The sequence below is a fragment of the Halostagnicola kamekurae genome, from assembly GCF_900116205.1.
GTDB lineage: Archaea > Halobacteriota > Halobacteria > Halobacteriales > Natrialbaceae > Halostagnicola > Halostagnicola kamekurae.
Window position 1 is genome coordinate 182428 of the sequence record NZ_FOZS01000002.1, and the last position, 26636, is coordinate 209063.

Genomic DNA, 26636 nt, shown 5'->3' on the forward strand with positions numbered 1-26636 from the left:
CAGGTCTTGTTGCTGTAGTTAGTTATTATCTCTACAAGCAAGGTCATCCAGTTCTCCTTTTTTAAAATCTGGACCAACGTAATTCCAAGTAGAGGAACAAACATCCAATCCATCAGTTCCGGTTACACCCGGATCCGCCACAGATGGAACTGCACCGCTCGCCATCACCCCACCGGGCATCATCACGATCACCTCTGTCGAACTATCGAAGTCGATCGGTTCGTTCGAACCGACGGCAATACTGCTTCCATCCTCGAGCGTCAGTTCGATCGGTCGGTGTTCGCGGATGACCGACAGTCGACCGGTGCCCGAGGCGTCGCCGACTGTCGCGCTCGCTTCGAAGCGCGCGTACTCGCCACGAACGTCGACGTTCCAACTGTTGAGTTGGGCGAGATAGAACGACGGCGGGGTCGGAATCAGCGGCACGCCGGGCCATCCAACCCGATTGTCGGTGTGGATCGCCAGTGAGGCGTATTCGGTTTCGCCATCGACGTCGGTGATCGTGTCGTTTTTCGGTCGAATGGCTGGGTCCCTGTCCTGACTGATATTCTCGGCGGTGAGGTACGTCGGCGATCCGGTGACCTCGAACTGCGCATCCTCGAGCACCGGCGAGCCGTCGATTTCGTCCGGTTCGTACGAGACGTCCGCGTTCATCGCGTTCTGTGCGAACGCGAGGACGTCGTCGAGCGATTCCGTACCGCTTCTGCCAGCGTCGTCGACGTAGTCGCTCGTCTCGTCTACTTGCTCCTCGTAGGAGGTTGCAACGAGGTCGAGCCAGTAGTAGATCCGATCGAAGTACGCCTTCCGGACCTGTGCGGTGGCTACTTCCGATGGGTTTTCGTAGGTGTCTCCCTCGAATCCGTCGTAAACGAAGTCGGCCTCGTGCTCGGTTCGAACGTGGTCGATCGCCCGCGATGGCGGCGTCGGCGTTTCGAGGAGTTCCGTCCGTTCGACTTCGAACGGCTCCGCCTCAAGCGTCTCGAGGAAGTCACGATGGGTGTCTTCGAGATCGGTTCTGAGTTCCTCGAGTAGCTCCGTCGCCGAGTTCGGCTTGAGATCCTCGAGGGTTGCGGTGTAGGTCGATTCGTCGCTCGTTAGGTCGGTTTCGATATCGTCCTCGAGCGCTCCCATCGATGGGATCTCGTCACCCTCGAGCGATTCGATTTCAGCCGTGAAATCGTCGGAAACCTGAGCTGGCGACTCCGCCGTCGTCAACTCGGTAATCGCCAGTTCGAAGCCGTTCTCGAAGTTAGTTCGCCAGCTATCGTTTCGAGACCCTGATTCGTAGTCGCGGTCGAGCGGACGGTCCTCGACCGGGAACTCGTCATGGTCGTAGTACGCTCCCTGCCGATAGAATCCGTACGCGCCGTCGATATCGATCTGTGCCGTAAGCGACACCGACCGATCGGTGCTGAAACGTCTGGTCGTCGGCGTCGTGTTCTCCGGATCGTCCGCTTCCCAGATCTGGGTTCGCTCGAGGTCGAGGTCGGCCGTGACATCGATCTCGTGGAGGGTCCGATCGCTCGAGGTCCCGTTTTCGAACGTTTCGTGGTCGACGCGGACGTTTGAGACGGCATCGACGACAGTGGAATCCGAAGATTCGGTGTAATTGTCCCGGTCGTCAGGGGACCGGCTGGGAGGGAGACTACCCGAAACGTCTATCGCGTCCGTTTCGCGCTCGAGGTCGATCTGATAGAGTTCCTCCACGATATCGCGAACGCTCCGATCGTACTCGTCCGAACCGGCGGGGAGGTCGGCGGCGTCGCCGCTCGTCCTGGGTGAAATGTTTCCGGCGGCCATCTCCGCGCGGGTCTGTTCTTCCATCCATTCGATCATATCCATCTCTTCTTCAGTGGAGTACTCCAGATAGGCTGCTCGTGAAACGTCGCCGAGCGGGACCTCCTGTGAGCCGTTCATGACGCTCAGTTCGCCGAGTCCACCGCGGATCAACTCCGATAGTGGCGGCACTTCGGGGAGCGCTCCCGTCGCGGTGTCGCCGAAGGTCCACTCCTGTACCGCGCCGCCGTCACAGAGTTGTGTTTCGATATCGCCGATCGCCGTCTCGTTTTCGACTTCGTCTGGGTCGACGCCGAATCCGCTCGTATTTGGATCGACCAGTGAGTTCTCACCATCGTTCTGATTGGATCGCCTCCCGCTCGCGATGTCGTTCCCCATTTGGGTCGCCATACAGACGAACCCAGGTCGCATCGTCCTGTCGGCGTACGGATCCTGCGTCCCGAAGACATCGTTCTGGACGTCGAATATCGCGTGGTTAGCCAAGACCTCCGTATGCTTGACGTCGATCACCTCCTCGAAGTCGTGTTGGTCGGGCGTTCGAGTCGGCTGCGTGCGATCCCAACCCGCCTTGAAATACGCGAACGGATACAGACGCGCACCGAGATGTTGTCCGAGTCCATCGACGCTCGAGTCGAGCGATTCGTCGAAGAAGCCGGCGTTCAACTGGCTTTCGTACTCGGTCAGCCGGTCGTGCAGTTCGAACACCGGCGTACCGACGCTCACCGTAATCGAGCGCGTTTGCTCGAGCGTCTCGGTTCCGCCGCGAGTCACGCGAAACTCGATGCCGTCGATCGTCGCGTTGACTATTCCAGCTGTGGTGTCGTCATCGAACTGCCCGATGTCGAGGGCGACGCGATCGATCGCCCCGTCGGGATCGATCGATGCTCCGGACCCGGACGCTGTCACGGGCGGTATCGACACGTTCGTTCGGGTGTCCGAACCGACGGTACTACCGGCGTTCGACAGCGTCTCCGTTGCCTCGAGGTAGACCAGGAGCTTGACGTAGTTTCGGAACCGGGCCTCCCGATCGGGCGCGTCGGCGATCGCATCGACGTCGCTCTCGTTCGCGGAGATGACCGGTGCCGTTCCGGCCCGATAGCTCGCCTCGAGGACCGCGCTTCGAAGCTCTCCTTGGGTCGCAGCCAGCGTCCGGTCCATCGCTCGATCGGTCTGTCGTTCGAGGACCGGTTCGGATCGGGTTTCGAGCGTCGCGACGATCATCACGCTCGAGACCAGAAGGAGGACGGCGATCAACGAGAAGGGGACCCGACCGCGTTCGTCGAGGTCGATCGAAACCGTCGAACTGTCGTCTCGATCGGCGGTCATTGCTCCCACGTTTGAACTGTGACGTCGACTGTCTCCGGCGAAACGATACGTTCAAAGACTTTCTCGAGCCTGTCGACGACGGTATCGGACGACGATTCGGCCCAGATCCGATCAATTTCCCCGCCGATCGGACCGTTTCGCATGTCGGCTGCGATCCGAGCGCTCAATCCATCGCCGGAGTCGATCTCCCCGACGAGCGTTTCGTTTGCCGCCGCCGCGTGTGGCGCACGTTCGCCGACGTAATCGTCGACGTCGACGCCGACGGAATCCGCCACTTGCCTGTACTCGTAGACCGCGACGGAACGCTCGGTGAGCGAAGACTCGAGGGCGTACTGGGTCTCCTCGAGCGGGAAATAGCCCTCGACGATCGCTTCGGCGATGACGGTTGCGGCTGCGTCGTACCCGTCGGCACCGTCGTCGTCGGCGAGCGGCGTTCCGATGTCGCTCGTTTCCTCGCGTTCGAACTCGCGTGCCAGTGTTTCGGGATCGAGAGCGGGAACGTCACTCGAGACCGTCGTACTGACGCTCGAAACGTCGGCGGTCGGAGGCGGTCGTTGACCCGTCGTCGCTGTTCCGCTGAGCGACGACCCCTCGTAGGGAGTCCACGTTGCGACCGCGTAGACGTTGTCTGCAGTACCACCGTCTGATCCTTCAGTACCGATGTGCGGCCCTGCAGTGCCGACGTGTGACCCTCGGATCGAGGAGTCGACGGCGTCTTCGTAGACAGCACCGTACGCGAAGAAGTCGCTCTCGTCGAAGCCGACGTTTGCGAGCGCAGCATCCGCCAGCAGACTGATCGAAGAGCCGTATGTCGTCATTTCGTATAGATCGTCAGAGACCGTCGTATCCCGGTTTCCCGGCGGATCGAAGGTGTCGCTCCCGATCGTCGAAACACCAGTCTCGTTCGGCTCGGCGAGGTCGTAGACGACGGTGCTCGTCGTCGCGCTCATGCTCTCGAGGGCCTGTTCCGGGTGCCCCTCGGGCGGTGACTCGTCGGGGCCGTAGAGAGCCGATCCGAGCACCAGTACGCTCGCGCTGACCACGAGCAAGGCGAGCGTGATATCCACGACGGTGCTCACGCCGCGGTCAGTCGAACGATACATCAGGACCACACCTCCACCGTGAGCGTCCCGGATCGCACGTCGGCTTTCGACCCGATCGTGACGGGAACGCGCCGGCTCGCGACGCCGGCCGAGTTCGGTGGGTCGTCGACGTCCTCGAGCGAGAGGGAGCGGCCCTTATCGTCGAAGCGCGCCTCGGCGACCGTTTCCGGAGTGCCGTCGGTGTAGACTTCGACGGCAACGTGGCTGTACTTTCCGTTCGGAACGGCGTCCGGTCCGATTTCGCTCGAGACGTTCCGAGGGTGCTCGTGCGCGAGGTAGACGCCGGCGTCCTCGAGGTCGGTCCACACGAGATCGATCGCCGTCTGCTCCGGTGTTCGCTCGCTCGTCCCCGGAATCGTATCAGTCACGTACGCGCCGTAGATTCCGATCCCGACGGCGAACGCGGAAACGGCGATTAGCGCGGCGATCGGTTCAGTCTGTCCCCTATTCGGTCGTGGAGATAGCATACTCACCTCCCGAGCGGGAGAGTCGACGCGGCGAACGAACGAGGTGACAGCGAAGAGACTGTCCCCGCCCGTCGACTGCAGTGGAGTTTCGAGACATATCGGCGTTGGTCCCGAACTTATACTTAAACTATAACCTCGTTCGGACCACTCAGCCGAGACGGAAGTTCCAGTGAAGAAATCAGAACGGACGGTTAGCTGTCCACGAAATAACGGACAGTTATCTGTCCACGAAAACATCACTCGCACGCGGGCTGGCTCCACCGTGTGTGGTTTCTCGTTCCCGAACCCGCCCTGCGTGTGTCGTCTCCGTCGCATCGTCTATCACGACGACATCGCCGGGAGCGTCGGGCATCCGCTCTTCGATCGTCGCGTTCATGTACGTCGGTCGGGCCCGCTCGAGCGCTTCGAGATCCGACCGTGAGGTGAGCCGGTGGGAAAGGACGATATCCGACTGCGAGATCCCGACCGCGGGGACGGAGCTCGGTCGCTGGGTCGCCGCCACGAAACTCACGCCCGGTGCCCGCCCGCGCGTCAGAATCGCCTCGAGTGCGGGCCCGGCCACGCCGTCGAAAAACGTGTGAGCTTCGTCGACCACGAGCCACGGCAATCGATCGACCGAGCCCGTCACTCGAGCGCGATAGAGCGTTTCGGCGACGCCGCGACAGATCGCGTTCATCGGTGCGCCGTCCATGCCGGAAACGTCGATGACGGTTATTTCGGGTCCACAGAGGTCTGTCTCCCCGATTCCCTCGCTTTCGAATACACCCCACGATGCCGCGAGATCGAGGTGATTGACCGCCGCGCGAACGTCTGAACGCGGGGCGTCGACCGACTCGATACGATCTCGCATCGCCTCGAGCGCCGCACATTCCTGTGCGGCCCGCCAGAGTAATCCGCCGGCCCCACTCTCGGGATCGAGACCGACCAGCGCACACCACGACCGCGGATCGAGCGTCGACGGGTCGATGGCGGGATTATCGAGCACCGACGCAGAGATCCCGTCGTCAGGCGAGGCGGCGAGCGTGTCGAATACACCCATGGGATCGATGAGAATGGGGGCGACGCCGGATGCCTGTGCGAGTGCCTCTGCAAGAACGCCGAGCGTATACGACTTGCCGTAACCGCGTTTCCCGACGACTAACGCCGCGTGCGGACCGTTCAGATCGAGGTACAACGGCGCACCCGCGCTGCCGTCGAGGGCGCGGTAATGTCCGAGGTGGCCGACTGGCCCGTCAGCTTCGTCCGCGCCGCGGCCGATTACGAATGTCACAGCGAGGTTTGCCGACGTATCCGGTATAAACTACAGCATCGCTGTACAGTCAGACTGATGCGATAGTCACTCGAGTTTATGTACGAAGGAGCAGCATCGCTCGGCGTGAACCAGCGAGGAGACGAACGACAGCCAAGAGACGAACGACAGCGAGCGTGAAACGGGGATGATCAGGTACGTACTCGCAGTCACGCTCACCGTCGGATTGTTGCTCCTGTCTATCCCGGCGATCGACGCCGCCAGCGAGCGACGAACCGAACGACAGCTCGAAGCGGCGACGGCCGACCTCGAGACCGCTGCGGTCTCGCTCTTCGAGAGCGAAGAAGTGTCTCACGCCGGGGCACCCCCGCCGCGGCGAACCGTAGCGCTTTCGCTTCCGAAATCGTCGATAATGACCGCTCCCGTCGCCACCCTCCGAATCGAGCGCGTCCACGACGAGACGAGTATCGTTACCTACGCGGCCGAGGGAAGACCGAAACGCCGCGAAGCGGTCGCCGTGCCGATCGTCTCGAGAGGTTCGAGGGCGAACGAAAGTGCGGCGCTCGGCGACGCGAGCGGCGACGTGACCCTCGTGCTCCGACTCGAGACGGACGCAGACGGAGAGCCGATAGTAACCATCGAACGCGCTTGAAATGGCCGCTTTCGATCGCTCATGGTCACATCCCGAGTCCGCCCGATATCGACCCGTTTGCCCGTGAGTTTAAAACAGAAGCCGAGCGAGAGCGAGCCATGTCGAAACACGACACGTTGCGTTTTCGGTCGACTCGTCCCGCTCGAGCGCTGGCCGAAGCGGTGGGACTCGCAGGCGCTCGAACGGGATCGCAGGCGAGCGCGAGCGACTGTCGATGCGAGCCGACGTTCGACGAACGGACGCTGTACGTCGATGCGGCGGATTGTTCGGGCGACCTCCGTGATTCGAACGAGTGCAGACGAACGGTAGTCGAAACGCTTGCGGATCGCGACGCGGAATCGATCGTCGTCCGGTCGAACGGGCTGGAGTACCGGTATCCCGCGCGAGGCGTCGACGTGCTCGCCGCCGCGGGACGGTTCGTCGAACTCCTCGGCGCTCGTGACGAGCGCCTGGCCGAGGCCGCGGCCGAAGATCCGCTCGCCGTCGCAGCCGAACTTGACGGACGCGCCGACGAGACGGCCGACATCGGCGTCGAGTCCGGACTTTGCAGGGCTTCGAGTGGCGTCGAGAGCTACGAAGACGTCCTGACCCCGCTCGTCGGGCTCCCGATCGCACACTATTTCGTAGATCGATCTGTTGACGATTCTGCCCGACTACGGGACATCCGAACGCTCGAGACGGGAACGACCGCACGGATCTACGAGAGAGACGACGCCGTCGCGCTCTACGAACTCGAGCTGGTCGACCTTTCGCTCGGCGTGAAGACGGCGACGCTCCTCGACGGCTACGAGGCGATCGCAGACGGAGACGTCGACGGCGACCGTGCGCCGTCTCGAGCCATCGAATCGGTGTCCGACGGCCCGGTTGATCCGCGGCTCACGAATATTTTGGAGAAGCATACGAGCGGCTACGGCGTCCTCGAGGACCTGTTCGCAGATTCGCGGGTTACCGACGTCTACGCGACGTCGCCGGTCTCGCAGAACCCGATTCGGGTTGTAGTCGACGGGGAGTCGATGGCGACGAACGTTCGTCTGACCACCGGCGGATCGCGGGCGCTTGCCTCTCGCGTCCGCCGAACTAGCGGTCGACCGTTCTCTCGAGCCACGCCGACGGTTGACGCGACGGCGGCGCTCGAAAACGGAGCGGACGTTCGGATCGCCGGGATCACGGATCCGGTCACGGACGGAATCGCGTTCGCGTTTCGTAAGCAGGCCGACGAGACGTTCACGCTGCCGGCACTCGTCGAGAACGGAACGATGTCGGCATCGGTCGCGGCGTTCCTTTCGGTCGCTGTCGAACGCAGCGCCGCGACGCTCATCGCGGGAACTCGAGGGGCGGGCAAAACGACGCTTCTCGGAACGCTGCTGTACGAACTGACGCCGGAAACGCGAACCGTCGTCATCGAAGACACGCCCGAACTGCCGGTCGACCGACTCCAGACGGTCGGCCGCGACGTGCAAGCGCTCCGAACCGGGCTCGGAGACGGCCCGGAAATAACGCCCGTCGAAGCGCTTCGAACGGCGCTCCGTCTCGGTGACGGCGCGCTCGTCGTCGGCGAAATTCGCGGCGAGGAAGCGCAGGTCCTCTACGAGGCCATGCGAGTCGGTGCTAACGCGAACGCCGTTCTGGGAACGATACACGGCGACAGTGGCGCCGCCGTGTACGAGCGCGTCGTGTCCGATCTCGGCATCCAGCCGTCCTCGTTCAGCGCGACCGATCTGGTCGTAACCGTCCAGAGCTACCGCACCGACGCCGGCCGGAAGCGCCGGTTGGCCGCGATCGAGGAGATCGTCGGCAGTGGCGACGACGTCCGCTTCGAGCCGCTGTACGAACTCGCGGACGAACGGGCGGTCTCGACGGGTCGAATCGAGCGGGGCGAGAGTCGACTCGTCGAGCGGTTGACCGGCCCTGCGGAGTCGTACGCGGACCTTCGAAACATGATCGAATCGCGAACGCAACAACTCACCGAACTGGCCGCTGACGGACGAACGAGCCCTCGAGAGACTGCAACGGTCTACGCTGGCCGCCCACTTGTATAGGCCGATGCGCACGATTTCACCACTCCTCGAGGCGCTCGCGAGACTGTACCCCTGGGGAGTCGATGCGAGCGACGAACTCGACGAGTCGCTGTCGTTTATCGAGTCGCCCCTCGCGGCCGACACGGTACTCCGCGCGGGATACGGTGCTGGCCTCAGTTCGGTAGCGCTGTTGCTTCCGCTGTTCGTCACACCGGTTCCACTGCCGGTCGTCGGGTTTTTCGCGCTGGTAGTGCCGATAACCGCCATTCACGTCGTCCACACTGGTCCGAAGCTCGCGGCCGCGTTCCGCCGAACCGAGGCGCTCGGCGAGACGCCCAACCTGATCGGGCGCGCAGTGCTTCGAATGCAGGTCCAGCCGGCACTCGAGAGCGCGGTTCGGTTCGCCGCGTCGACGGGGCGCGGTCCGCTGGCGGCGAGCCTCGACGGCCACATCGATCGTTCGATGGGAACGCCGCGGACGGGATTGCTCTCGTTCGCGGACGAGTGGGACGAGCGGTTTCCGGCGCTTCGGCGATCCGCGCATCTGCTCGCGACCGCACAGCAAGCGCCCGAATCCGAACGAGCGAGGACGCTCGATCGGGCGCTCGCCGCGGTTCTCAACGGAACGCGAAACCAGATGGCAACGTTTACGGCCGCGATTCGCGGGCCGACGACGGGGGTGTTCGCGTTCGGCGTCATGCTCCCGCTCGCGGTCGTCGCGCTCGTTCCCTCGATTCCGATGGTCGGTATTCCCGTCACCATCTGGATGGTCGTCCTGTTCTACAACGTCGTCTTGCCGGGTGCACTCGTCGCTGCCGGATTCTGGTTACTCGTCCGGCGACCAGTCGCGTTTCCGCCGCCGAAAATCGATCGCTCGCATCCGGCCCTGCCCGATCGGTTGTGGGCCCGATCGCTGTGTGGCGTTTGTATCGGAGTCAGTGCATATCTCGCGGCGAACGCGGTCGGGTATCCTGAACTCGCGCCGATCGCTGGTATCGGTCTGGGTCTCGGAACCGGATTGCTCGCAGTCTATGGCCCGATCTTGCGTGTGAGGAACCACGTCCGCGACGTCGAGCGGTACCTCACCGATGCGCTCTATCTCGTCGGTCGGCAAGTGTCCGAAGGCGAATCTGTCGAATCGGCCATCGAACTCGCAGGGGAGCGGGTCCCCGACGAAACCGGCGACGTGTTCGCTCGGGCGGCCGGACTCCAGCGACGACTCCACGTCAGCGTCGAGGAAGCGTTTTTCGGCACGTACGGTGCGCTCGAGTCGATTCCGAGCCCACGCGCTCACGGAACTGCAGCCTTGCTCGCGCTCGCGACCGACGAAGGGAGACCCGCGGGGCGCGCGATCGTTTCGATGGCCGACCACCTCGAGGAACTCGAGGAACTCGAGCGCGAAACCAGGCGGAATCTCGAGGAGGTGACGAGCACGCTCGACAGCACGGCGGCCTATTTCGGGCCGCTCGTGGCCGGTTCGACCGTCGGATTGGCGACGATGATGGCCGAGATGAACCTGACCGCCCTCGACGGCGCGACGGCGTTCGCTCCGAGTTCCCTCGCGCTTTCGATCGGCGTGTTCGTGCTCACGCTGTGTTTCGTACTGACTCCGCTTTCGCTGGCGCTTCGACACGGTCTGGATCGCGCGCTGATCGGCTATCACGTCGGCCGAGCGCTCACGTCCGCGACGATCATTTACCTCCTCGCGATCTGTCTCATCGACATCGCGTTTTGACGCGAACGGGGGGCGTAACTGACACACGAAACCGAAACTTGCGTTCGCGGCGCAGAAGACGTTCGAAGCGCATTTTCGCGAACGTACGGACTCGAGTCGCCTGAGAGTTTAAGTACGAACGGTCGGCCAGAACCGGTATGGATCTCGAGGCTCCCGCGGACGCGTGGTACGTCTGGCTGGCGCTCAGCATCCTCAGCGTCGCGGTTACCGGGATCGTTCTCGGCCTTCCGACCGGGCCGCCGCCAGATGCCGCCGAGGCGGCGAACACCATCGAACGCACCGCGGGTGCTACCTACGAGGCGAATTCGGTCTACGAACACGACGCGACTGCGCTGAAAGTCCACGGGCCGACGGTCGCGCTCCGAAACGAGCACGGAATGAGTCGAGCGACTCTCGCGTACGGGACCGTGGTTCCGGTGATGGGTAACGAGCGACTCGAGAACGTTACGGCCGGAACGCCGTTCGGGGTCGAGTACAGCGACGAACTCGAGGATCCTGACATTGCAGCAACCACGGCGTTTTTCGAGGATCTCGCGGCTGCCAACGCGAGCAATTCGGGGGAGTGGGTTCCGGCGGATAGTGAGTTACGAACTCGAACGGTGGGCGTCGTGTCGCCGTCGGTCGACGTCTCGGTCGAACCGGAGGAGTGGGGGATGGGGGACACGACCCGAAGCATGGAGTTCCTCTACGAGGGCAATACGGAGACCCAGATTGCGATTAGCACGACGGGGACGCACTGGGGCAAAGACGAGCCACAAACCGAAACACAACACGTGAAAGTCGACGAGGGAGTGGGAGGTCATCGATATTCCCTCCATACCGACGATGGCCCGCACAATCAGATTCACTACCCGTTCGATATCGACGTGCGAGCCGGCGGGCAGCACGTGTGTCACGAAACGATCACACGTGCCGATCACGGCGAGAAAGTGGCCGTCTGCGACGAACCTGAGGGACGTATCGATACCACCGACGATCTGGAGTGGGTGGAGCAAAACGACCGAACTGGACGCTATCACGTCACGCTCGTCGACGCGTAACCGCCGCCTACCGGCTGGTAACGACATCATATCTACAACGGTGATCGTGAACGAAACTGTCGTGGAAACGTTCCTCGCGATCGAGGCGGATCCATACCTCCCTACGCATGTCTACGATACACGTCCCGAAACCAGGGAAACAGACAGTACAGATCGCCACCTGTATGCTGATCATAGCCGGCTGTATCGGCGGGATTGCCGCGTTCGCAGGCCCAAGTGCGGCAGCGACTGGTACGGCGGCCATACAGCAGGATGCGGCGACCGAGAACGTTTCAGAAGAAGCCTACAAGCAACCGGTTCCAGACCGAGACGACGAGTATTTCGAGGCGGCCGACCCGGAGAACGACTGGGTGAGCTATATCAACCCGCGCGATAAGTACCGCAGTCCGTATCTCGGCGACGGATCCGGAAAGATCTGCGTCACGATGGTCAACGAGGCCGGCGAGGTCGTCGACGGCCAGAGCATTCCCAATACGACCGTCAAAGTGCCAACCGGCGAATCGCTCGACTGGCACACCTCAGCCGACCCGTTCACGGTCGAGTACCCCCTGACCGAGCACTACGAACGACCGCTTGATGCCGACCAGTTCGGTGACTCGCCGGACCTGATAAAGGGTGACGGCTACCTCGACAGTCACTGCATGGAAATCCACGGACTACCCGAGGACGGATCGGTCGAATACGGCGAGGCGAACGTCACGGGCGAACACGCCGACGACGTCGACGTCGTCGGCTACATCCAACAGGAAAACGAAGCCTGGGACGCGGACGTCGACCCGATAGATGACGCCGAATCGTACGAAGAAGCCGGCGGCGGCTGGACGTACTACCCGGGCGGCTCCCACGGACAGGTCGTGGTCGTGTTGCAACTCGACGACGCTGACGGCAATGTAGACGACCCCGAAAACACCGACTCGAGCGGCGACTCGACGAACAGTTCGATCGATGGCGATACCGACGATAATGACGATGGTGACACTGCCGCCGAGACGATACCCGGCTTCGGTATCCTGACCGCTATCGCCGCGCTCGTAGCGATCGTGCTGGTGCGACGCCGTCGGTAATGCTGTCCCGGATCACAAGCCAAGAGTAAGGGTTAACTTCACCCCCTGTTATCGATGACACGAGGGCCCTTAGCTCAGTCTGGTTAGAGCGCTCGGCTCATAACAAGCGCCGGTAACGTGCCGGGTTTGAGGGATACCGAGTGGTCGATGGTTCGAATCCGTCAGGGCCCACTCGACAACAATCCGAAGAGTGGCCGATACCGATTCGGCTGGTACCGGGGAATTAAGCGCCCCGAAACGTCCTTTTTCGACCTCGAGGAACCGGGTATTTGAACCTGAACCAACCAGCTACCGGTTCCGGGTGGTCCCCCTCCTGAGAAATTAGAAGCCGAAAACGGGGGTGGCGAGCATGATGCGGTGGGGAACGGATCAAAACGAACAGCGCAGTCTCACGTCCGAGAGTCACTCACCCCGGAGTCCCGTTGTGGATACGCCGATCGCGACGACCGCGCTCACCGCTGTCTGGACTGCGATACGATTCGCCGACTCGGCGAAGGGAGTGCAGCTGGGGAAGACCTCGACGATGTCGATCCGCTCGAGCAACCCGACCGGTTCGGCGTTCCGATAGATCAGCTATCATCGAACGTTCGGTCGCTCGTCGAATCTCGAGCCATCGCGACTGACGGAGGTGAGAACGGTGAGCGGTAACGCCTCGAACGGGACCGATCACTCGAGCGGTTGGAACCCCTTGCTTCCACAGGAGCACTGGTCCCGTCCAATCGGGCGAATTCGTCCCGACGAGAGCACTTTTGCGGCATACACTGACCCGCAGCACTCACAGACACCGACGATACGCTTGTGCTGTGTCATACTGTTCACCCAGTTCGTCAATGCAATCTCGATTAGTGGATATATTGTTATCGATTTCCGTTTACCAGGTCCTGGTCCTGTTCACTATACCAGTCACTACAGACGGCTACAGATCAGGATTTCTCACAGTCTGAGAGTTCTACGCGAAACGAAGGGGGTCGCAGTGAGCTCCCAGGTGTGAGTCTCCGCGAAACGCGGAAGCGAGAACGCCGAAGCCGCTGTCATCCAAATCGTTCCCGAACTCGAGTACCTCGACAATACCGGATACGTCCGTGCCGACGCTCGAGAGACGATCAGAAGGTTCGAAGCACCGCGCGATCAGTCTCGAGGGATGACGACCGCTTACAGCCTACAAAGAACGAGCGCAGGAGCCGAAGGCCAAAAGCGCCCATCGACGCTACCCGTCGAAAGACGACGGCGAGCGGCGGAATCGTGGATATAGTGAGTTATACGAGAGGAAACATCCGAAGTCGCCAAGCACCCGTAGAATTTACTTCCCACGTCGAGTAGGACGTTCCAATGGATCATCTGGACGAACTCTCACTTGAGGACCTCCAGCGGGCGCTCGAGGAAGTCGAGGGGAAGAAACCGACGATGCGGTTGCTCGCGGCGATCGCGTACAAAAACGGCGTGACACAGACGGAGTTAGCCGAGTGGTACGACGTCGAGCGGCGGACGATCTATAGCTGGCTCAAGCGCCTCGAGTCGGATTCGCTCGCGCAGGCCGTCACCGACGGCCGGCGGTCCGGTCGACCGCGGAAGCTGACCGAGGAGCAACGCGAGCGGTTCGAGCGCACACTGCAGGACCCGCCGACGGCGGCCGACTACGACGCGGCAGCCTGGCATCCCGACCTCGTACAGCGGCATCTCGAGGAGCGGTACGATGTCGCCTATTCGATCCCGAGTTGCCGACGACTGATGAAAGAGGCGGGGCTCCGATACGAACCAGCGCGGGAGACGGAAGCCCCGAAAAGCGACGAGCGGTCGACAGACGACGGGCCGGGACGTAGTGGCAGGTGGACTCCATCCTGACGATCGACGGAGAGTCAGGGCCTTCGAAGAGTTCCGACCGCTGGCCAACCCGACAGCGGTCACCGGGTCGGAGAACGGTCGGGAACGAACGAATGCAATCCTCGAGCAACTAATTCTGAACCGTGTACACTCTATAGTGGGCGGGCGAAACCCCCTCGAGCCTGTGGTGTACGACCTGTAAAGCGGACGTATTGAGTGCTGGTAGGAGCTACTCGACGGGAACTAGTGACTGGGAGAGAAGTACGAACGAAGGCTTCGCGTTCAGGCAGCATCGGCTTCGACGGTGTAGACGTCGGCGTCCCCCGGAACGTCGACGGAAACTGTCACGCGGCGGGATTCGTTCGAGTCTATCGTTATCTCACGGGTTTCGCGACCGACGACGGTCCCCTCGTCGTCCTCGAACGTGATCGTGATCTGGACGTCACCGCTGCGACCGCCGTTTTCGACGAGGACTTCGATATCCATCGTCCCGGAGAACGCCCCCGAGATCGATTGGTCCCCATCGACGTTCTCGATCGACGGATCCGGACCCAATAGCTCCGTACAACCCGCGAGGCTGACGATTCCCCCAGTGGCAACGACTCCGCGCAGGTACGACCTTCGATGCATAGATTCGACGTGCAACTGAAACACTTTCGGTGTTTCGTTGTGGATCGGCCATCGTAGACGTGTGGAGTGCCATCGTAGACACATAGGAATGCCTGTCGCGCACGTGTGGAGACGATCGGTGTGTTTCGATTACCGCTGTTCTGAACCGGTGTCGACCTCTGCCATCCACTCGCCCGCTTGCGGTTCCCTCGGATCCGTCGGCACCTCGAGGAGCGTCGGTTCGTCCGCGGCGATCGCTTCTTCGAGCACCTGTCGGATCTCGTCGGGCGTTCGCGCGCGCCACCCGGCCATGCCGAAACTGTCCGCGAGCGAGACGAAATCGATGGGGGCGTCGGCCCAGGCGTACGCGCCGTCCTCAAGGTCATAGGCTCGACCGGCTTCCTCGCTGATGAGCGCGTAATCTTCGTTTCGGGCCACGACGACGGTGATCGGAAGGTCCTCGGCGACGGCGGTGTGGAGTTCGTGCACGCACATCATGAGTCCGCCGTCGCCGACGAGAACGACGACGTCTTCGGTCGGGTTCGAGAGTTGGGCACCGATCCCGGCGGGGAGAGCCGTTCCCATCGAGGCCCACGAGCCGGGGTTGACGTACGACCGCGGCCCGTAAGCGTCGAACGCCGTGAGCCCCCAGACGCGAAATCCGCCCGCGTCGGCGGTTACGATGGCGTCTCGCGGAGTGGCGGCTCTGACGGCCTCAAGGACGCCCACGGAGGTCAGCGGTGGGGACGATCCGCGAAGCTCCTCGAGTCGGTCGTCGGCCGCCGCCCGGACCGCCGCCGCGCGTTCGGGTCCGCGGCCGCTCGCGGTCGCCATCCCTTCGCCGGCATCGACGCTGTCGCTCGCCGTTTCCCCGCTAGCATCGACTCCGTCACCTTCCTCGAGCAGGTCACCCAGTTTCGAAAGCGTCTCCGCCGCGTCGGCGACGATTCCCACCGTCGGCTCGTAGCCGTTCCCGAGGTCGGCGGGGTCGATCGTGACGTGGACGATCGTCTCGGGGAACTCGACTTGCCACGCTCGCGTCGCGACCGCGTCGAGGTCCGTCCCGACCGCGAGCGCCGCCTCCGCCGTCGCGAGACACTCGAGAAGTTCCGGTGGGGCGCTCGCAGAGAGCGTTCCCGCCGAGAGCGCCGAATCGTCGGGGACGACGCCTTTCCCCTTGTAGCTGGTGACGATCGGCGCGTCGAGGAGGCGGGCGACGCGGTCGAGTTCGTCGCTCGCGTCGGCGGTTCGAACGCCGCCGCCGGCGTAGACGACCGTCGATTCGCTCGCTGCGAGCGCGGTCGCTGCGGCCTCGAGATCCGATCGAGAAACGCTCTCGAGGTGGGTACGAGTGTACTCGCCGGGCGTCGCGACCGGGACGTCTTTCGGCAGAAACGGTTTCGGGATGCCGACCCGGACGGGACCGTAGGGCGGGGTCGTCGCGGTCGCGATGGCCTCCTCGACGACGACCGCGGTACTCTCCGGCCGTTCGACCAGCACGTTCGCTTTGACGACGTTGTCGTAGGTGTCCGGCGGCGTCTCGTGGATCGGGTCGCCGCCCCTGAGTTCGGGGCTCGTCTCGACCGCGAAATGAACCAGAGGCGTACAGTCGTTGAGCGCGTTTTTCAGCCCGTTCATCGCGTTCATGTCCCCGGGGCCAGGGACGACGACGGTCGCGGCGGGGTCGCCGCTCGCCTCCGCGTATCCCCACGCCTCCTGGGAGACTGCGGTCTCGTGTCTGGCCATCACGAACCGAATATCGTCCCGTTCGTCGATCGCCTCGTTCAGCGGGAGCGTCTGCTTGCCCGGGATGCCGAAGACGGTGTCGATCCCGTTTTCGACCAGCCGATCGACGACGGCGCGACTGACGTGCATAGGTACAGTCTCGAGAACGGATCACTTAGGAACTCTGCCGGGGTCGATTCGCTCGAGACGGGCTACACCGACGAGAGGACCCACGGCGTTCACGCGCTCGTGCTCGGCGGGGAGGTGACCGGCTCTCCGCCTACGAGTGATCCACGCGATCCGTCGGCTGCGGGTCCCGCTCGGCGTCGTGCGCCGACTCGAGTTCGTCGACGAGCGGAAACGTCGCCTGCTGGGCGGCCGACAGCAGGACGCGGTCCTTTTCGTAGCCGTGGGCGATCGATTCGACCATCCCGTCGCCGTCGGTCAGCGGAACGGAACGAACGACCGTTCCGCGCGCGTCTATCTCGAGGAGCAGCATAGAATGGGGGAACGACGAGACCGCGGGCACCGTGAGTTCGCGCACGCCGCCGGTCCGCTCGATGGCCGGGAAGTGCAGGTGGCCGGTGACCACCAGCGGGACGTCGTAGGACGCGAGCAGTTCGACCAGCGGCTCCGGGTTCGAAAAGCCGGGAACCGTGCCGCCGACCGGCAACTCGGCACGGTAGCGCTCGTACAGGTCGCCCGTCGCCGGGAGGTTGTGGTGGACGGTGACGATCGTCGCGTCGACGTCGCTGTCGGCCAGCGTCTCGTCGAGCCACATCAGCTGCTCGGCGCTGACCTGTCCGTCCCAGGTCTTCGCGGGAGCGTCCGGGGCGGCGGCGTGGCTGTTGAGTCCGATCACCTCGAGCCCGCCGAATCGGATTCGAAACGGCAGTCCGCCGGGCGTGTATCGCTCCTCGAAGGAAGCGATCGACGCCGACCGGTGATCGTCGAACGCCGTCGGCAGGTCGTGGTTGCCGGGCACCGCGACCATCGGTGGGTCGAACTCGGCGAGTTCGTCGAACCGGTCGAACTGTTCGGGCGTGCCGTCGCGCGAGAGATCGCCCGCGACGACCACGCCGTCGATTTGTCGGTCGTTCACCCCAGAAACCGCGGCTTGAAGGTGACGCTCCGTTCGGTGGAACACCTTCCACGTGCCGGCGGCGTCCGTCGCGAGGTGAACGTCGGAGAGAACGGCCAGCGTCGTCGGCGTCGGCGTCGTCGGTCGCTCGAGGCGTGCAAGCAGTTGGCCGGAGTGGGGTCGATCCATCGGCGAACTGCACAACGGGCTCGAAGCGGGTAAAGCTCACACGCGCGTCGCAGTGGAAACTCGAATCGGGACGCGAGAGCCGACCGGGACACGAAAATCGATCGAGACGAGAGATCCGAGTAGGACACAAGTACCGACCGAAAAACGAGACGCGATCGAGATGCGAGTGGCCGGATCGCGGAGTAATCAGGTGTCGAACCGGTCAATCCCGCTGGACGGCGTTTTAACCCGTTCGTAGTGGACGGGCGACTATGCGGAACCAACGAACGACGCGGCGGACGGTGTTGGGACTGGTCGGCAGCGCGGTCGCGACCGGGAGCGTCGCCAGCCTGAGCGGTGCCGCTCAGGACGACGGCGGATCCTCGAGCGGCCAGGACAGTAATCAACAACCGACCGACGGAGCGGACGCGACCGAAGAAAGCCCGTACACGGCGCTCTACGAGCAGACGAGAGACGGGTTAGTGCTGGTCCGGGTTTCGGGAGACGAGCAGGGGGGCGGTATCGGGTCCGGGTTCGTTTACGAGGACGAGTATATCGTGACGAACGAGCACGTCGTCGCCACCGCCGACGAGCTTGACGTGCAGTTCGTCGAGGAGGACTGGCGCTCGGCGAGCGTCGTCGGAACCGACCCCTACAGCGACCTCGCGGTGCTCGAGCCCGAGGGGTTGCCCGAGTACGCCGAGAGCTTGACTGTGGCCGACACGATCCCCGAGATCGGACGGCAAGTGGTCGCGCTCGGCAATCCGCTCGGTCTCGACGCCTCGGTCTCCCACGGCATCGTCAGCGGCGTCAATCGATCGCTTCCGAGCCCCACGGGGGTTACCATCCCCGCAGCGATCCAGACGGACGCGCCGGTCAATCCGGGGAACAGCGGCGGCCCGCTCGTCACGCTCGAGGGAGCGGACGTCGTCGGCGTCGTCTCGGCGGGGGCCGGACCCGGGCTGAACATCGGCCTCGCGATTTCGGCGGCGCTCCTCGAGCGGGTCGGTCCCGCGCTGATCGAGGACGGCACCTACGAACACCCGTTCCTCGGAGTCAGCGTCGTTCCGCTGTCGCCGCGAATCGCTCAGGCCAACGACATCGACGAACCGGGCGGCGTCCTCGTCGTCGAAACGGTGCCGGACTCTCCCGCCGACGGCGTTCTCGAGGCCGCGGACGGAACGACAGTCGTCGACGGCGAGGCCGTTCCCGTCGGCGGCGACGTCATCGTCGAGCTAGCGGGCGAGGCGGTCCCGAACCAGGACGCCCTCTCCGCGCGGCTCGCGCTCGAGACGTCACCCGGCGAAACGATCGACATTACGGTCGTTCGAGACGGCGAGCGGATCGAACTCGAGGTGACGCTCGCGGCTCGAGACGACTCGTGAGAGAGACGGAATCGGGTGGGAAACCGATTGACAGTCTGGGGAAAGCGACAGAGCTGGTGAGGGAAAACAACGGACAGTCTGGGGAAAGCGACAGAGCCGGTGGGGAAAGCAACGGACAGTCTGGGGAAACGACGGAACCAGTAGGAAAGACGAGACGAGCGGCGGGTACGAGTGTCCCTTCGAGCCCGGTTACGACGGCGACAGGAGCCCCCTGAGCTGTCGGAGGATCGGCCCCGCGACCGCGTCGCCGGCCCGACAGAGGATGATCGTCCGATCGGTTCGTCGGACGACCGCCCGCGGGATCGATCCCACGAGACGACGGTGGAGCGCGCCCTGTCGAGTCGCACCGAACACGAGGACGTCGTGAGCCGCCGCCCGGTCGACGATCGCGTCCGCGGGATCCGTTTCCGCCGCCCCCCGTTCGACCTTCGATTCGATTCGAACGGTCGACCCGCCAGCGTTCTCGAGCGCGAGTTCCGCCTCGGCGACGTACTCTCGAGCGGACCCCGATCCGTGGTCCGTCGGCGCGACCGAGAGCACGGAGACGGTCGCATCGTTCGGCGCTGCGATGGCGGCCGCCACTCTACAGGCCGGTTCGACGTGCGGGCCGCCCGCAACCGGCAGGAGAATCGAGTCGACGCCGTCGGCCTCGTGGCCGATCCGTTCGACGTACAGATCACACGAGACGCGCTCTAACAGCTGATCGACCGTCGTCCCGAGCACGGCGTCCGTCCGACCGCGGCGGTCTCGCCACCCGACGACGAGCGCGCTCGCCTCCGACTCCGCGACCGCGGTGGTGATCCCGTCGACGGCCGAGCGAGCCACGACCACCTCGCTTTCGACCGCCACGTCGTCGGGCGCGACCTCGAGCGCCCGCTCGAGGATCTCCCGGCTGTTCCCGGGATACTCCTCGACGATCGTCTCGTCGGTGTACAGCGAGAACGGCGAACTGGGCGGTTTGACGGTGACCGAAACGATCCTGACGACGCGGCCCGCGACTCTGGCGAGATCGCCAGCCGTCCGGACCAGTTGCTCGACGTGCGACGGGTCACCAACCGCGACGAGAACCGGACTGGTCGCTGGTGGCTGGGACATACTCGAGAGAACGCGGCGAACGACCGAATAGCTTCCTATAAAATTTAAAATACATTTGGAGAACGGGTAACTAATTGAATGAATAGATACACTCACGCGTCTGCTCGCCGGGATACGAAATCTTGACTGCGTTGAACATGATGTATTCTGTAGCCAGTAGCGACTACCACGCGGGTACAAAGCGTGTGCGGCAGAAAGAGCCTAGGCCGGAATTTGAATCCGGGCTCTCGTCCTTACCAAGGACGCGCTTTACCGCTAAGCTACCCAGGCACGCATATACTGGTTGATGCGAGCCGTCTTTATGCGTTTCGATTCGACGCAGGGCGTGGGTACGGTTCACTCGAGTCACCACACGCCCCAGCTCACTACGAATCCGTCGCCGAGGTCGCCCGATCGACGCTGTGGCCGTCCTCGGGGGTCGCATCGGCGGGCTCGAGGTCGCGTGTCGGGAACACGTCCGCGACGGGTGGGAACGTCGACCCCGCAGCGTCGGCGATCTCCGTCGCGGTCTCGAGCAGCGCCGGCGTGGGCGTCGTTCCGACGGCGGACGCGCCGGCCAGCGCCGCGAGTTCGAGGACGTCTCGCTCGAGCGAGCCAACGGTGTCGCCGTCGCCGTCCGCGGCCGCTCTGGTCTCGTTCCGGCCGAACTCCTGGACGGTTCTGACGGCTTTGCCGGCGGCGTCGGTGCGCGCGAGCAGGTAGAACCCGCGGGCGACGAGAATGTCGGCGGCGAGTATCTCGAGGTCGCCGCCCTCGCCCTCCTCGCCGTCGCGTTGGGCCCACGGATCCTCGTGGGCGAGCGTTCGCGTCAGCCGGAGTCCCTCGTAGATCAACTGGACGCCGGCGGCGTGGCGGTCGAGCCCCTCGAGGTCGTTCTCCGGCTCGAGTTCGCGGGCGCTCTCGAGCGTGAAAACGCCGGGGAGCATCGACGCGTCTTCGAGCGTCTCTTCGACGAAATCGTACAACCGTGGTGGCTCGACGTCCGAGACTGCATCGCGGGCGGCACGCCGACAGTTGTCGGCCCTATCCATTAAGAGAAGGTTACGACGGGGCAGCCAAAGACCTTTGGAAACGGACGGCTGACTCGAGCCATGATTCGCTCCGAATCCGACGGACAGATCCGGCGTGTGACCTTCGACAGGCCGGACGCGCGCAACGCGTTGACGACCGACGCGCTCGAGGACCTCGAGTCAGCGATCAAAGCCGCCGAGGAACCGGTTATCTACCTCGAGGGGGCGGGTCCCGCGTTCTGTGCGGGCGCCGATCTCTCGGCCGTCGCCGACCTCGACCGCGAGCGGGCGGTGGCGTTCGCCCGCCGGGGCCAGCGCGTCGCCCGAACCCTCGAGGACGCCGAAAGCGTCGTCGTCGCGGGGATCGATGGCCCCGTTCGGGGCGGCGGCCTCGAGCTGGCGCTCGCCTGTGACGTCCGCGTCGGGACGCCGGCGGCGACGCTGGGGGAACCCGGCGTCACGTTCGGACTGTTCGGCGCCTGGGGCGGGACCGTTCGACTCCCACGAGTTCTCGGCGAGGGCGACGCCCTCGAGTTCGCGCTCTCGGGGCGCGTACTCGACGCCGAAGAGGCCCGTCGGGTCGGCCTGCTCTCTCGCATCGAGGCTGATCCGTGGACCGTCGCCGAGGAACTGGCCGCCAACGCTCCCGACGCGCTCGCCGTCCTCAAGCGCCGGATTCGCGACGACCGCGAGCGAGCGGCCCAGGAGCGGGCGGAAGCCGAGGCGTTCGGCGACTTGCTCGAGGCCCACGCGGCGGACGTCCGAGCGCTACTCGAGGAGTAAGCCGACCGCTCCCCCGCGGACTGGCGTTCACTCGAGCGGTTCGGGTGCCGGTGGCGCGTTCCGCTTGTGCTCGCTGGCTTCGTACATCGATCGAACCCGATCGACCGTCTCCTCGTCGACCTCGAGCAATCGGCTCGTCGCCCTCGCCGAGAGCGGGCCGTCGATGTGGCTTACCAGAATCGAATCGAGCGTATCGTAGTCGATGCCGAGTTCCGACTCGTCGGTCTGGTCCGCCCAGAGCCCCGCCGTGGGCGTTTTTTCGACCAGATCGTCCGGCACGCCGAGGCTGCTCGCGACCTGTCGCACCTGCTGTTTGTAGAGGTTCCCGATCGGGTGGCAGTCGACGGCGCCGTCGCCGTACTTCGTGAAGTAGCCGACGGCGGCCTCGCTTCGGTTGCCGGTGCCGAGCACGAGTCGATCCTCGTGGTTGGCGACGAGGTAGTTCAGTACCGCTCGCGTCCGCGCTCGCGCGTTGCCGACGGCGACGTGGTCGCCCTCGGCCTCGGGGTAAGCCGAAAGCAACGCGTCGACGATCGGTTCGACCTCGATCACGTCGTAGGGGATGTCCAGATCGACCGCGACGCGCTCGGCGTCGCTCATGTTCTCCTCGCTGCTAACTCGAGCAGGGAGAACGAGCCCGTGCACCCGCTTCGCACCGAGTTCCGCGACGGCGAGGTTCGCGACGGTCGTGCTGTCGATGCCACCCGAAAGCCCGAGGACCGCGCCGTCGGCTCCGGCGGCGTTGACGGCGTCGCGGATGAACGACTGGATGTGTTCGCGCCGTCGCGCCAGTTCCGCCTCCGAAAAGCGAAGGTCGATCATGGGTTCGTCTATGGCGGGTACCGCTTAATAGGCTGCCCTCGCGGAGAAAAAGTGTATGATCGTCCGATTTTCGACGACGAACCGTGTCGTGAGCGGACGAACGAAGCCAGACGAACTCTGCCCCTCTATACGCGAGACCGCTGTCGGATGACCCGTATTCGTGGACTGGCCGACGGTACCGCGCTCGCGCTCGGAACGGAAAGACCCAAGTTTAGACTCGCTCTAATTCTCGTATGGACGGCGACTCGAATCGACGCGGGTTCGCGCGCGCTTCGTGGGCGAACGTTCTCGGCAACGCCGTAAAGATCGTCGTCGAAGGCGCTGCGGGACTGGCTTTCGGGAGCGTCGCGTTGATCGCCGACGCCGCCCACTCGGTCGCCGATTTGGTCGCGAGCGTCGTCGTCCTCGTCTGGGGGCGCACCGCGTTCGACGGGCCGGACGACAGCCACCCGCACGGCCACGAGCGGATCGAGCCGCTGACAGCGATTTTCGTCGGCGCGGTGATCGCGCTGCTCGGGTTGCTGTTGCTCTCCGAATCCGCCCAGGGACTTCTCGATCCCGATCCGCCGGCGGCGCGACTCCTCTTGTTCGGCGCGCTCGCGTTCGCCATCGCCGACATGTACCTCGTCTATCGGTACACGGAGTACGTCAACGCCGACATCGGATCGACGGCGCTTACGGCGCTGGCGGTGGACTGTCTCAACGACATCTACACCTCGATCGCCGCCCTCGTGGGCGTCGCCGGGGTCTTCTTCGGTGCTCCGATCCTCGACCCGCTCGCCGGCGCCCTCGTCAGCGTCCTCGTTATCTCTCAGGGCGTCAGCATCGGTCGCGAAAACCTCGACTATCTCGTCGGCGCGGCGGCGACGCCGACACAGCGCGCGCAGATCGCGGACACCCTGCGCGCCCATCCCGACGTCGAGGGCGTCCACGACCTGACCGTCTACTACGACGGCACCGTCCTCGAGGTCGAGGTCCACGTCGAGGTCGACGGCAACATGCCGTTTCGGGAGGCCCACGACATCGAGTCGGCGCTCGTCGACGATCTCCGGGACTTGGAGGACGTCGGGGACGCGCACGTCCACCTCGATCCGTCGGGAATCGGCGAGTGGAAGGATCAGCCGGATCGGTGGCACGCCAACGGGACCTGAAGGACCGAGGACGGAGACGGCTGCTTATCCGTCGAACTCGAGATCCTCGCGCTCGACGAGTTCGCCAAAGAGCCAGTCGGCGTGCTCGAGGGCGTACTCCCGGTGGTCGGCTTCGATTGCGCCGATGCAGTCTTCGACCATGATCGGCCGAAAGTCCCGAAGCCCCGCGCTGCCCCCGGTATGCAGAACGCAGACGTTCGCGAGCGTTCCACAGAGCACCAAATCGTCGATGCCGCGGGCGTTTAACCAGCCCTCGAGTTCGGTCTGGTAGAACGCGTCGTAGGTGTGCTTTTCGACGACGTGATCGTCCGATTCGACCGCGAGTTCGTCGACGAGTTCGGCGTCCCACGTTCCTTCGACGACGTGTTCGCCCCACTGTTCGAACTCGTCGTAGTAGTGGGCGTCCGCGAACTGCTCGGGCGGGTGGATGTCGCGCGTGTAGACGATCTGTGCCCCCGCCGTTCGAGCGCGCGAGACCAGTTCGGTAATCGGTTCGATGACCGTTTCGCTCCCCGGTGCGTACAGCGATCCGTCGGGGTGACAGAAGCCGTTTTGCATGTCGACCACGACGACCGCGGTGCTGTCTGGCTCGAGGTGCATACGCGAGTCTACGCGAACGATCCTCAAAGCGTTCGTGGTCTCTCAGGCCGGGTACGGCCAAGCGCTGGATCCCCTTGAGCGTTCGCTGCGTGGCGTCTCCTCGCCCTCGAGACTGACCGTCGTTCTTTTCACACCCGCTTGCCAAGGACGTGTATCTCGCTGAAATGAACCGGACGCGAACGCGCGGTGTTGCTCTCGCGGTTTTCGCATCGGCGATCGTACTGGCGGTGCTCGTCGCCGGTCCGGGACTCCCGCTCCTGTCGATCGCCGACGATCCGACGCGGGACCGACCCGCCGACCCCTCGACCGAGGGCACCGTGGGCTACGTCGACGGCTACTGGTACGACGACGAGCTTTCGGTCGACGGCAGCGACGACGCGACCGTCTCCGAGGACGAACTCGAGGCCGTCGTCAGCCGGTCGATGGCCCGCGTCGAGACGATTCGCGGCCTCACGTTCGAGGAGGACGTTTCGGTCGACGTGATCTCTCGGGAGGAGTACCAGTCCCAAAACGACACGTCGATCGAAGATCCGACCGCCGACCAGCGTCTCCAGTCGAACCTCCGGCTCGAGGCGCTGTTCATGGCCGATCGCGAGACGAGCGCGGTAGAGGAACAGCAATCGTTCTACGACGGCTCGGTTGCGGGCTACTACGACCCGGAAACCGACGAAATCGTCATCGTCTCGGAGGACCCGGACGATCCGGCCTTAGACGAACTCACGCTCGGGCACGAACTCGTCCACGCGCTGCAGGATCAACACTACAATCTGACGAGTTACGAGCGCGAGACGCAGGATCAGGCCAATGCCAAGAACGGTCTCATCGAAGGCGACGCCGTCTGGGTGGAAAACCGGTACGAAACGCGCTGTAGTCAGGACTGGGCCTGTACCGTCCCGTCGACGAACCCGCAAGGGGACCAGACCGAACCCAACTGGGGGCTCTACCTCACGATTTTCCACCCCTACGACGACGGCCCCGACTACGTCGACGCGGTGCTCGGCGAGGGCGACTCGCGCGACTGGGACGCCCTCAACAGCGCCTACGATGACCCGCCAGCGAGCTCTTCTGAGGTGATTCGTCCCGGCGAAGAGCGCGAGCCGCGCGACGTCGACGTCGAGGATCGCTCGAGCGAGAACTGGACCCAACACGAGGTCGACGGCGCCGTCGCCAACGACTCACTCGGCGAGGCGACGATGGTGTCGATGTTCGCTGCCGACGGCCTCGCCGGCGAGGAGTCGGTTATCGAGCCCGACGAGTTGCTCCCCGACGGACCAACCGGCACCATCGAGAACATCGACTACGACCACGAGGTGACCGACGGCTGGGCCGGCGACGAACTCGTCACCTACGTCGGCGACGACGAGTCGATCGATGAAAGCGGCTACGTCTGGGAGACCGAGTGGGAGTCTACGACCGAGGCCGAGCAGTTCCTCGAGGGCTACCTCGAGTTGCTCTCCTTACACGGCGCGGAAGACATCGACGGTCACCGGGACACCTTCTCGATCGAGGACGAAGACGGCTATCCCGGCGCGTACTACCTCGAACACGATGGCGAGCGCGTGACTATCGTCCGCGGTCCCTCCGTCGAGGCGGTCGACGAAATCGACGCCGGGAGCGCACCCGAAGGGGAAGATACGCTCGAGTTGGACGCAACTGCGCCAGATTCGGGAGCCGGCGACGAGGCAGGGCCGGACGGCTCCAGCGCGAACGACGGCGAGCCGATATCCGGGTTCGGCTCCGCCGTCGCCGTCGTCGCACTGCTGGTCGCCGCGCTCACCGCTCGACTGTCACGCTGAGCCCAGCGCCAGTCGCCGCTCGACTGTCACGCTGGGCCCAGTGTCAGTCGCCGTCGTTTGTCAGTCATCCCGAGTCGCGGTACCGACCGCCGCCGGCACCCGAAGACGGGTAGCTTTTTCGCCCTCCGTCGGAAAGCGA

The 26636-nt window shown here is 64.2% G+C and carries 21 protein-coding genes, 2 tRNA genes and 1 pseudogene; 12 read left to right on the forward strand and 12 right to left on the reverse strand.

Annotation, left to right across the window (positions count from 1 at the left end):
- Window positions 1-18: 18 nt before the first annotated feature.
- The 4 genes from BM348_RS08755 to BM348_RS08770 all read right to left on the reverse strand — a co-directional run bounded on the left by BM348_RS08755 (window position 19) and on the right by BM348_RS08770 (window position 5963).
- On the reverse strand, window positions 19-3123 hold the full coding sequence (locus BM348_RS08755; protein ID WP_092904074.1) for a DUF7286 family protein: 3105 nt from the start codon (window positions 3121-3123) through the stop codon (window positions 19-21).
- Window positions 3120-4226, reverse strand: a complete 1107-nt coding sequence (locus BM348_RS08760; protein WP_092904076.1) for a DUF7284 family protein — start codon at window positions 4224-4226, stop codon at window positions 3120-3122. Before BM348_RS08760 ends, BM348_RS08755 begins: the two co-directional genes overlap by 4 nt.
- Window positions 4226-4693, reverse strand: coding sequence for a DUF7285 family protein (locus tag BM348_RS08765; protein ID WP_092904078.1), 468 nt, complete (start codon window positions 4691-4693; stop codon window positions 4226-4228). Before BM348_RS08765 ends, BM348_RS08760 begins: the two co-directional genes overlap by 1 nt.
- Window positions 4694-4910: 217 nt before the next feature.
- The gene (locus BM348_RS08770; protein WP_092904080.1) at window positions 4911-5963 is read right to left on the reverse strand and encodes an ATP-binding protein; all 1053 of its coding nucleotides are present in this window, start codon (window positions 5961-5963) and stop codon (window positions 4911-4913) included.
- 166 nt (window positions 5964-6129) lie between these two features.
- Between BM348_RS08770 and BM348_RS08775 the strand changes: the two genes are divergently transcribed.
- The 8 genes and pseudogenes from BM348_RS08775 to BM348_RS08810 all read left to right on the forward strand — a co-directional run.
- Window positions 6130-6594, forward strand: a complete 465-nt coding sequence (locus BM348_RS08775; protein WP_092904082.1) for a DUF7311 family protein — start codon at window positions 6130-6132, stop codon at window positions 6592-6594.
- 98 nt (window positions 6595-6692) lie between these two features.
- The gene (locus BM348_RS08780; protein ID WP_092904084.1) at window positions 6693-8633 is read left to right on the forward strand and encodes a type II/IV secretion system ATPase subunit; all 1941 of its coding nucleotides are present in this window, start codon (window positions 6693-6695) and stop codon (window positions 8631-8633) included.
- 4 nt (window positions 8634-8637) lie between these two features.
- Window positions 8638-10347, forward strand: coding sequence for a secretion system protein (locus tag BM348_RS08785; RefSeq protein WP_092904086.1), 1710 nt, complete (start codon window positions 8638-8640; stop codon window positions 10345-10347).
- A 137-nt stretch (window positions 10348-10484) separates the two neighbouring features.
- The gene (locus BM348_RS08790) at window positions 10485-11387 is read left to right on the forward strand and encodes a DUF7283 family protein (RefSeq protein WP_092904088.1); all 903 of its coding nucleotides are present in this window, start codon (window positions 10485-10487) and stop codon (window positions 11385-11387) included.
- Between the two features lie 164 nt (window positions 11388-11551).
- Window positions 11552-12451 carry a PGF-CTERM sorting domain-containing protein gene (locus tag BM348_RS08795; RefSeq protein WP_245779422.1) on the forward strand — a complete coding sequence of 300 codons (900 nt, stop codon included), beginning with the start codon at window positions 11552-11554 and terminating at the stop codon, window positions 12449-12451.
- A 63-nt stretch (window positions 12452-12514) separates the two neighbouring features.
- Window positions 12515-12622 (forward strand) — tRNA-Ile (locus tag BM348_RS08800).
- A gap of 186 nt (window positions 12623-12808) precedes the next feature.
- Window positions 12809-13099: a DUF7563 family protein gene (locus tag BM348_RS08805; protein WP_245779423.1), complete on the forward strand. Its 291-nt coding sequence runs from the start codon at window positions 12809-12811 to the stop codon at window positions 13097-13099.
- Between the two features lie 681 nt (window positions 13100-13780).
- Window positions 13781-14242, forward strand: a pseudogene (locus tag BM348_RS08810) (helix-turn-helix domain-containing protein); the annotation flags it as partial.
- 312 nt (window positions 14243-14554) lie between these two features.
- Here the strand turns inward: BM348_RS08810 and BM348_RS08815 are convergent.
- From BM348_RS08815 to BM348_RS08825, 3 genes are all read right to left on the reverse strand, one after another.
- The gene (locus tag BM348_RS08815; RefSeq protein ID WP_139231169.1) at window positions 14555-14902 is read right to left on the reverse strand and encodes a hypothetical protein; all 348 of its coding nucleotides are present in this window, start codon (window positions 14900-14902) and stop codon (window positions 14555-14557) included.
- Window positions 14903-15031: 129 nt separating this feature from the next.
- Entirely contained in the window at window positions 15032-16756 is a 1725-nt protein-coding gene (locus BM348_RS08820; RefSeq protein WP_092904096.1) for a thiamine pyrophosphate-binding protein, read from the reverse strand.
- Window positions 16757-16886: 130 nt separating this feature from the next.
- Complete coding sequence (locus BM348_RS08825; protein ID WP_092904098.1) at window positions 16887-17876, reverse strand: metallophosphoesterase family protein; 990 nt, start codon at window positions 17874-17876, stop codon at window positions 16887-16889.
- 251 nt (window positions 17877-18127) lie between these two features.
- On the opposite strand from BM348_RS08825, the gene BM348_RS08835 reads away from it, so the two are divergent.
- The gene (locus BM348_RS08835; RefSeq protein WP_092904102.1) at window positions 18128-19240 is read left to right on the forward strand and encodes a S1C family serine protease; all 1113 of its coding nucleotides are present in this window, start codon (window positions 18128-18130) and stop codon (window positions 19238-19240) included.
- Between the two features lie 189 nt (window positions 19241-19429).
- On the opposite strand, the gene BM348_RS08840 is transcribed toward BM348_RS08835, so the two are convergent.
- The 3 genes from BM348_RS08840 to BM348_RS08850 form a co-directional block, all read right to left on the reverse strand.
- Window positions 19430-20335 (reverse strand): universal stress protein, encoded by a 906-nt coding sequence (locus tag BM348_RS08840; RefSeq protein ID WP_092904104.1) that lies wholly within the window; start codon window positions 20333-20335, stop codon window positions 19430-19432.
- A gap of 198 nt (window positions 20336-20533) precedes the next feature.
- A tRNA-Thr gene (locus BM348_RS08845) sits at window positions 20534-20605 on the reverse strand.
- A 95-nt stretch (window positions 20606-20700) separates the two neighbouring features.
- A complete protein-coding gene (locus BM348_RS08850; RefSeq protein ID WP_092904106.1) occupies window positions 20701-21366 on the reverse strand; it encodes a DUF7114 family protein in 666 nt (221 codons plus the stop codon).
- Between the two features lie 60 nt (window positions 21367-21426).
- On the opposite strand from BM348_RS08850, the gene BM348_RS08855 reads away from it, so the two are divergent.
- Window positions 21427-22128 carry an enoyl-CoA hydratase/isomerase family protein gene (locus tag BM348_RS08855; protein WP_092904108.1) on the forward strand — a complete coding sequence of 234 codons (702 nt, stop codon included), beginning with the start codon at window positions 21427-21429 and terminating at the stop codon, window positions 22126-22128.
- Window positions 22129-22155: 27 nt separating this feature from the next.
- Here BM348_RS08855 and BM348_RS08860 read toward each other — a convergent pair whose 3' ends face one another.
- On the reverse strand, window positions 22156-22950 hold the full coding sequence (locus BM348_RS08860; RefSeq protein ID WP_092904110.1) for an NAD+ synthase: 795 nt from the start codon (window positions 22948-22950) through the stop codon (window positions 22156-22158).
- 233 nt (window positions 22951-23183) lie between these two features.
- Between BM348_RS08860 and BM348_RS08865 the strand changes: the two genes are divergently transcribed.
- The gene (locus BM348_RS08865; protein ID WP_092904112.1) at window positions 23184-24101 is read left to right on the forward strand and encodes a cation diffusion facilitator family transporter; all 918 of its coding nucleotides are present in this window, start codon (window positions 23184-23186) and stop codon (window positions 24099-24101) included.
- A 24-nt stretch (window positions 24102-24125) separates the two neighbouring features.
- Here the strand turns inward: BM348_RS08865 and BM348_RS08870 are convergent, their stop codons facing one another.
- Window positions 24126-24701: a cysteine hydrolase family protein gene (locus BM348_RS08870; RefSeq protein WP_092904114.1), complete on the reverse strand. Its 576-nt coding sequence runs from the start codon at window positions 24699-24701 to the stop codon at window positions 24126-24128.
- A gap of 149 nt (window positions 24702-24850) precedes the next feature.
- On the opposite strand from BM348_RS08870, the gene BM348_RS08875 reads away from it, so the two are divergent.
- On the forward strand, window positions 24851-26497 hold the full coding sequence (locus BM348_RS08875) for an Hvo_1808 family surface protein (protein WP_245779424.1): 1647 nt from the start codon (window positions 24851-24853) through the stop codon (window positions 26495-26497).
- Window positions 26498-26636: the final 139 nt, after the last annotated feature.

What these genes read in the sequence shown, in the direction of transcription:
- BM348_RS08855 (WP_092904108.1), top strand. Translation starts at nt 21,427, where the DNA reads ATGATTCGCTCCGAATCCGACGGACAGATCCGGCGTGTGACCTTCGAC.
- BM348_RS08835 (WP_092904102.1), top strand. Translation starts at nt 18,128, where the DNA reads ATGCGGAACCAACGAACGACGCGGCGGACGGTGTTGGGACTGGTCGGC.
- BM348_RS08775 (WP_092904082.1), top strand. Translation starts at nt 6,130, where the DNA reads ATGATCAGGTACGTACTCGCAGTCACGCTCACCGTCGGATTGTTGCTC.
- BM348_RS08820 (WP_092904096.1), bottom strand. Translation starts at nt 16,756, where the DNA reads ATGCACGTCAGTCGCGCCGTCGTCGATCGGCTGGTCGAAAACGGGATC.
- BM348_RS08860 (WP_092904110.1), bottom strand. Translation starts at nt 22,950, where the DNA reads ATGATCGACCTTCGCTTTTCGGAGGCGGAACTGGCGCGACGGCGCGAA.
- BM348_RS08790 (WP_092904088.1), top strand. Translation starts at nt 10,485, where the DNA reads ATGGATCTCGAGGCTCCCGCGGACGCGTGGTACGTCTGGCTGGCGCTC.
- BM348_RS08865 (WP_092904112.1), top strand. Translation starts at nt 23,184, where the DNA reads ATGGACGGCGACTCGAATCGACGCGGGTTCGCGCGCGCTTCGTGGGCG.
- BM348_RS08870 (WP_092904114.1), bottom strand. Translation starts at nt 24,701, where the DNA reads ATGCACCTCGAGCCAGACAGCACCGCGGTCGTCGTGGTCGACATGCAA.
- BM348_RS08760 (WP_092904076.1), bottom strand. Translation starts at nt 4,226, where the DNA reads ATGTATCGTTCGACTGACCGCGGCGTGAGCACCGTCGTGGATATCACG.
- BM348_RS08765 (WP_092904078.1), bottom strand. Translation starts at nt 4,693, where the DNA reads ATGCTATCTCCACGACCGAATAGGGGACAGACTGAACCGATCGCCGCG.
- BM348_RS08755 (WP_092904074.1), bottom strand. Translation starts at nt 3,123, where the DNA reads ATGACCGCCGATCGAGACGACAGTTCGACGGTTTCGATCGACCTCGAC.
- BM348_RS08785 (WP_092904086.1), top strand. Translation starts at nt 8,638, where the DNA reads ATGCGCACGATTTCACCACTCCTCGAGGCGCTCGCGAGACTGTACCCC.
- BM348_RS08850 (WP_092904106.1), bottom strand. Translation starts at nt 21,366, where the DNA reads ATGGATAGGGCCGACAACTGTCGGCGTGCCGCCCGCGATGCAGTCTCG.
- BM348_RS08825 (WP_092904098.1), bottom strand. Translation starts at nt 17,876, where the DNA reads ATGGATCGACCCCACTCCGGCCAACTGCTTGCACGCCTCGAGCGACCG.
- BM348_RS08795 (WP_245779422.1), top strand. Translation starts at nt 11,552, where the DNA reads ATGCTGATCATAGCCGGCTGTATCGGCGGGATTGCCGCGTTCGCAGGC.
- BM348_RS08815 (WP_139231169.1), bottom strand. Translation starts at nt 14,902, where the DNA reads ATGCATCGAAGGTCGTACCTGCGCGGAGTCGTTGCCACTGGGGGAATC.
- BM348_RS08840 (WP_092904104.1), bottom strand. Translation starts at nt 20,335, where the DNA reads ATGTCCCAGCCACCAGCGACCAGTCCGGTTCTCGTCGCGGTTGGTGAC.
- BM348_RS08780 (WP_092904084.1), top strand. Translation starts at nt 6,693, where the DNA reads ATGTCGAAACACGACACGTTGCGTTTTCGGTCGACTCGTCCCGCTCGA.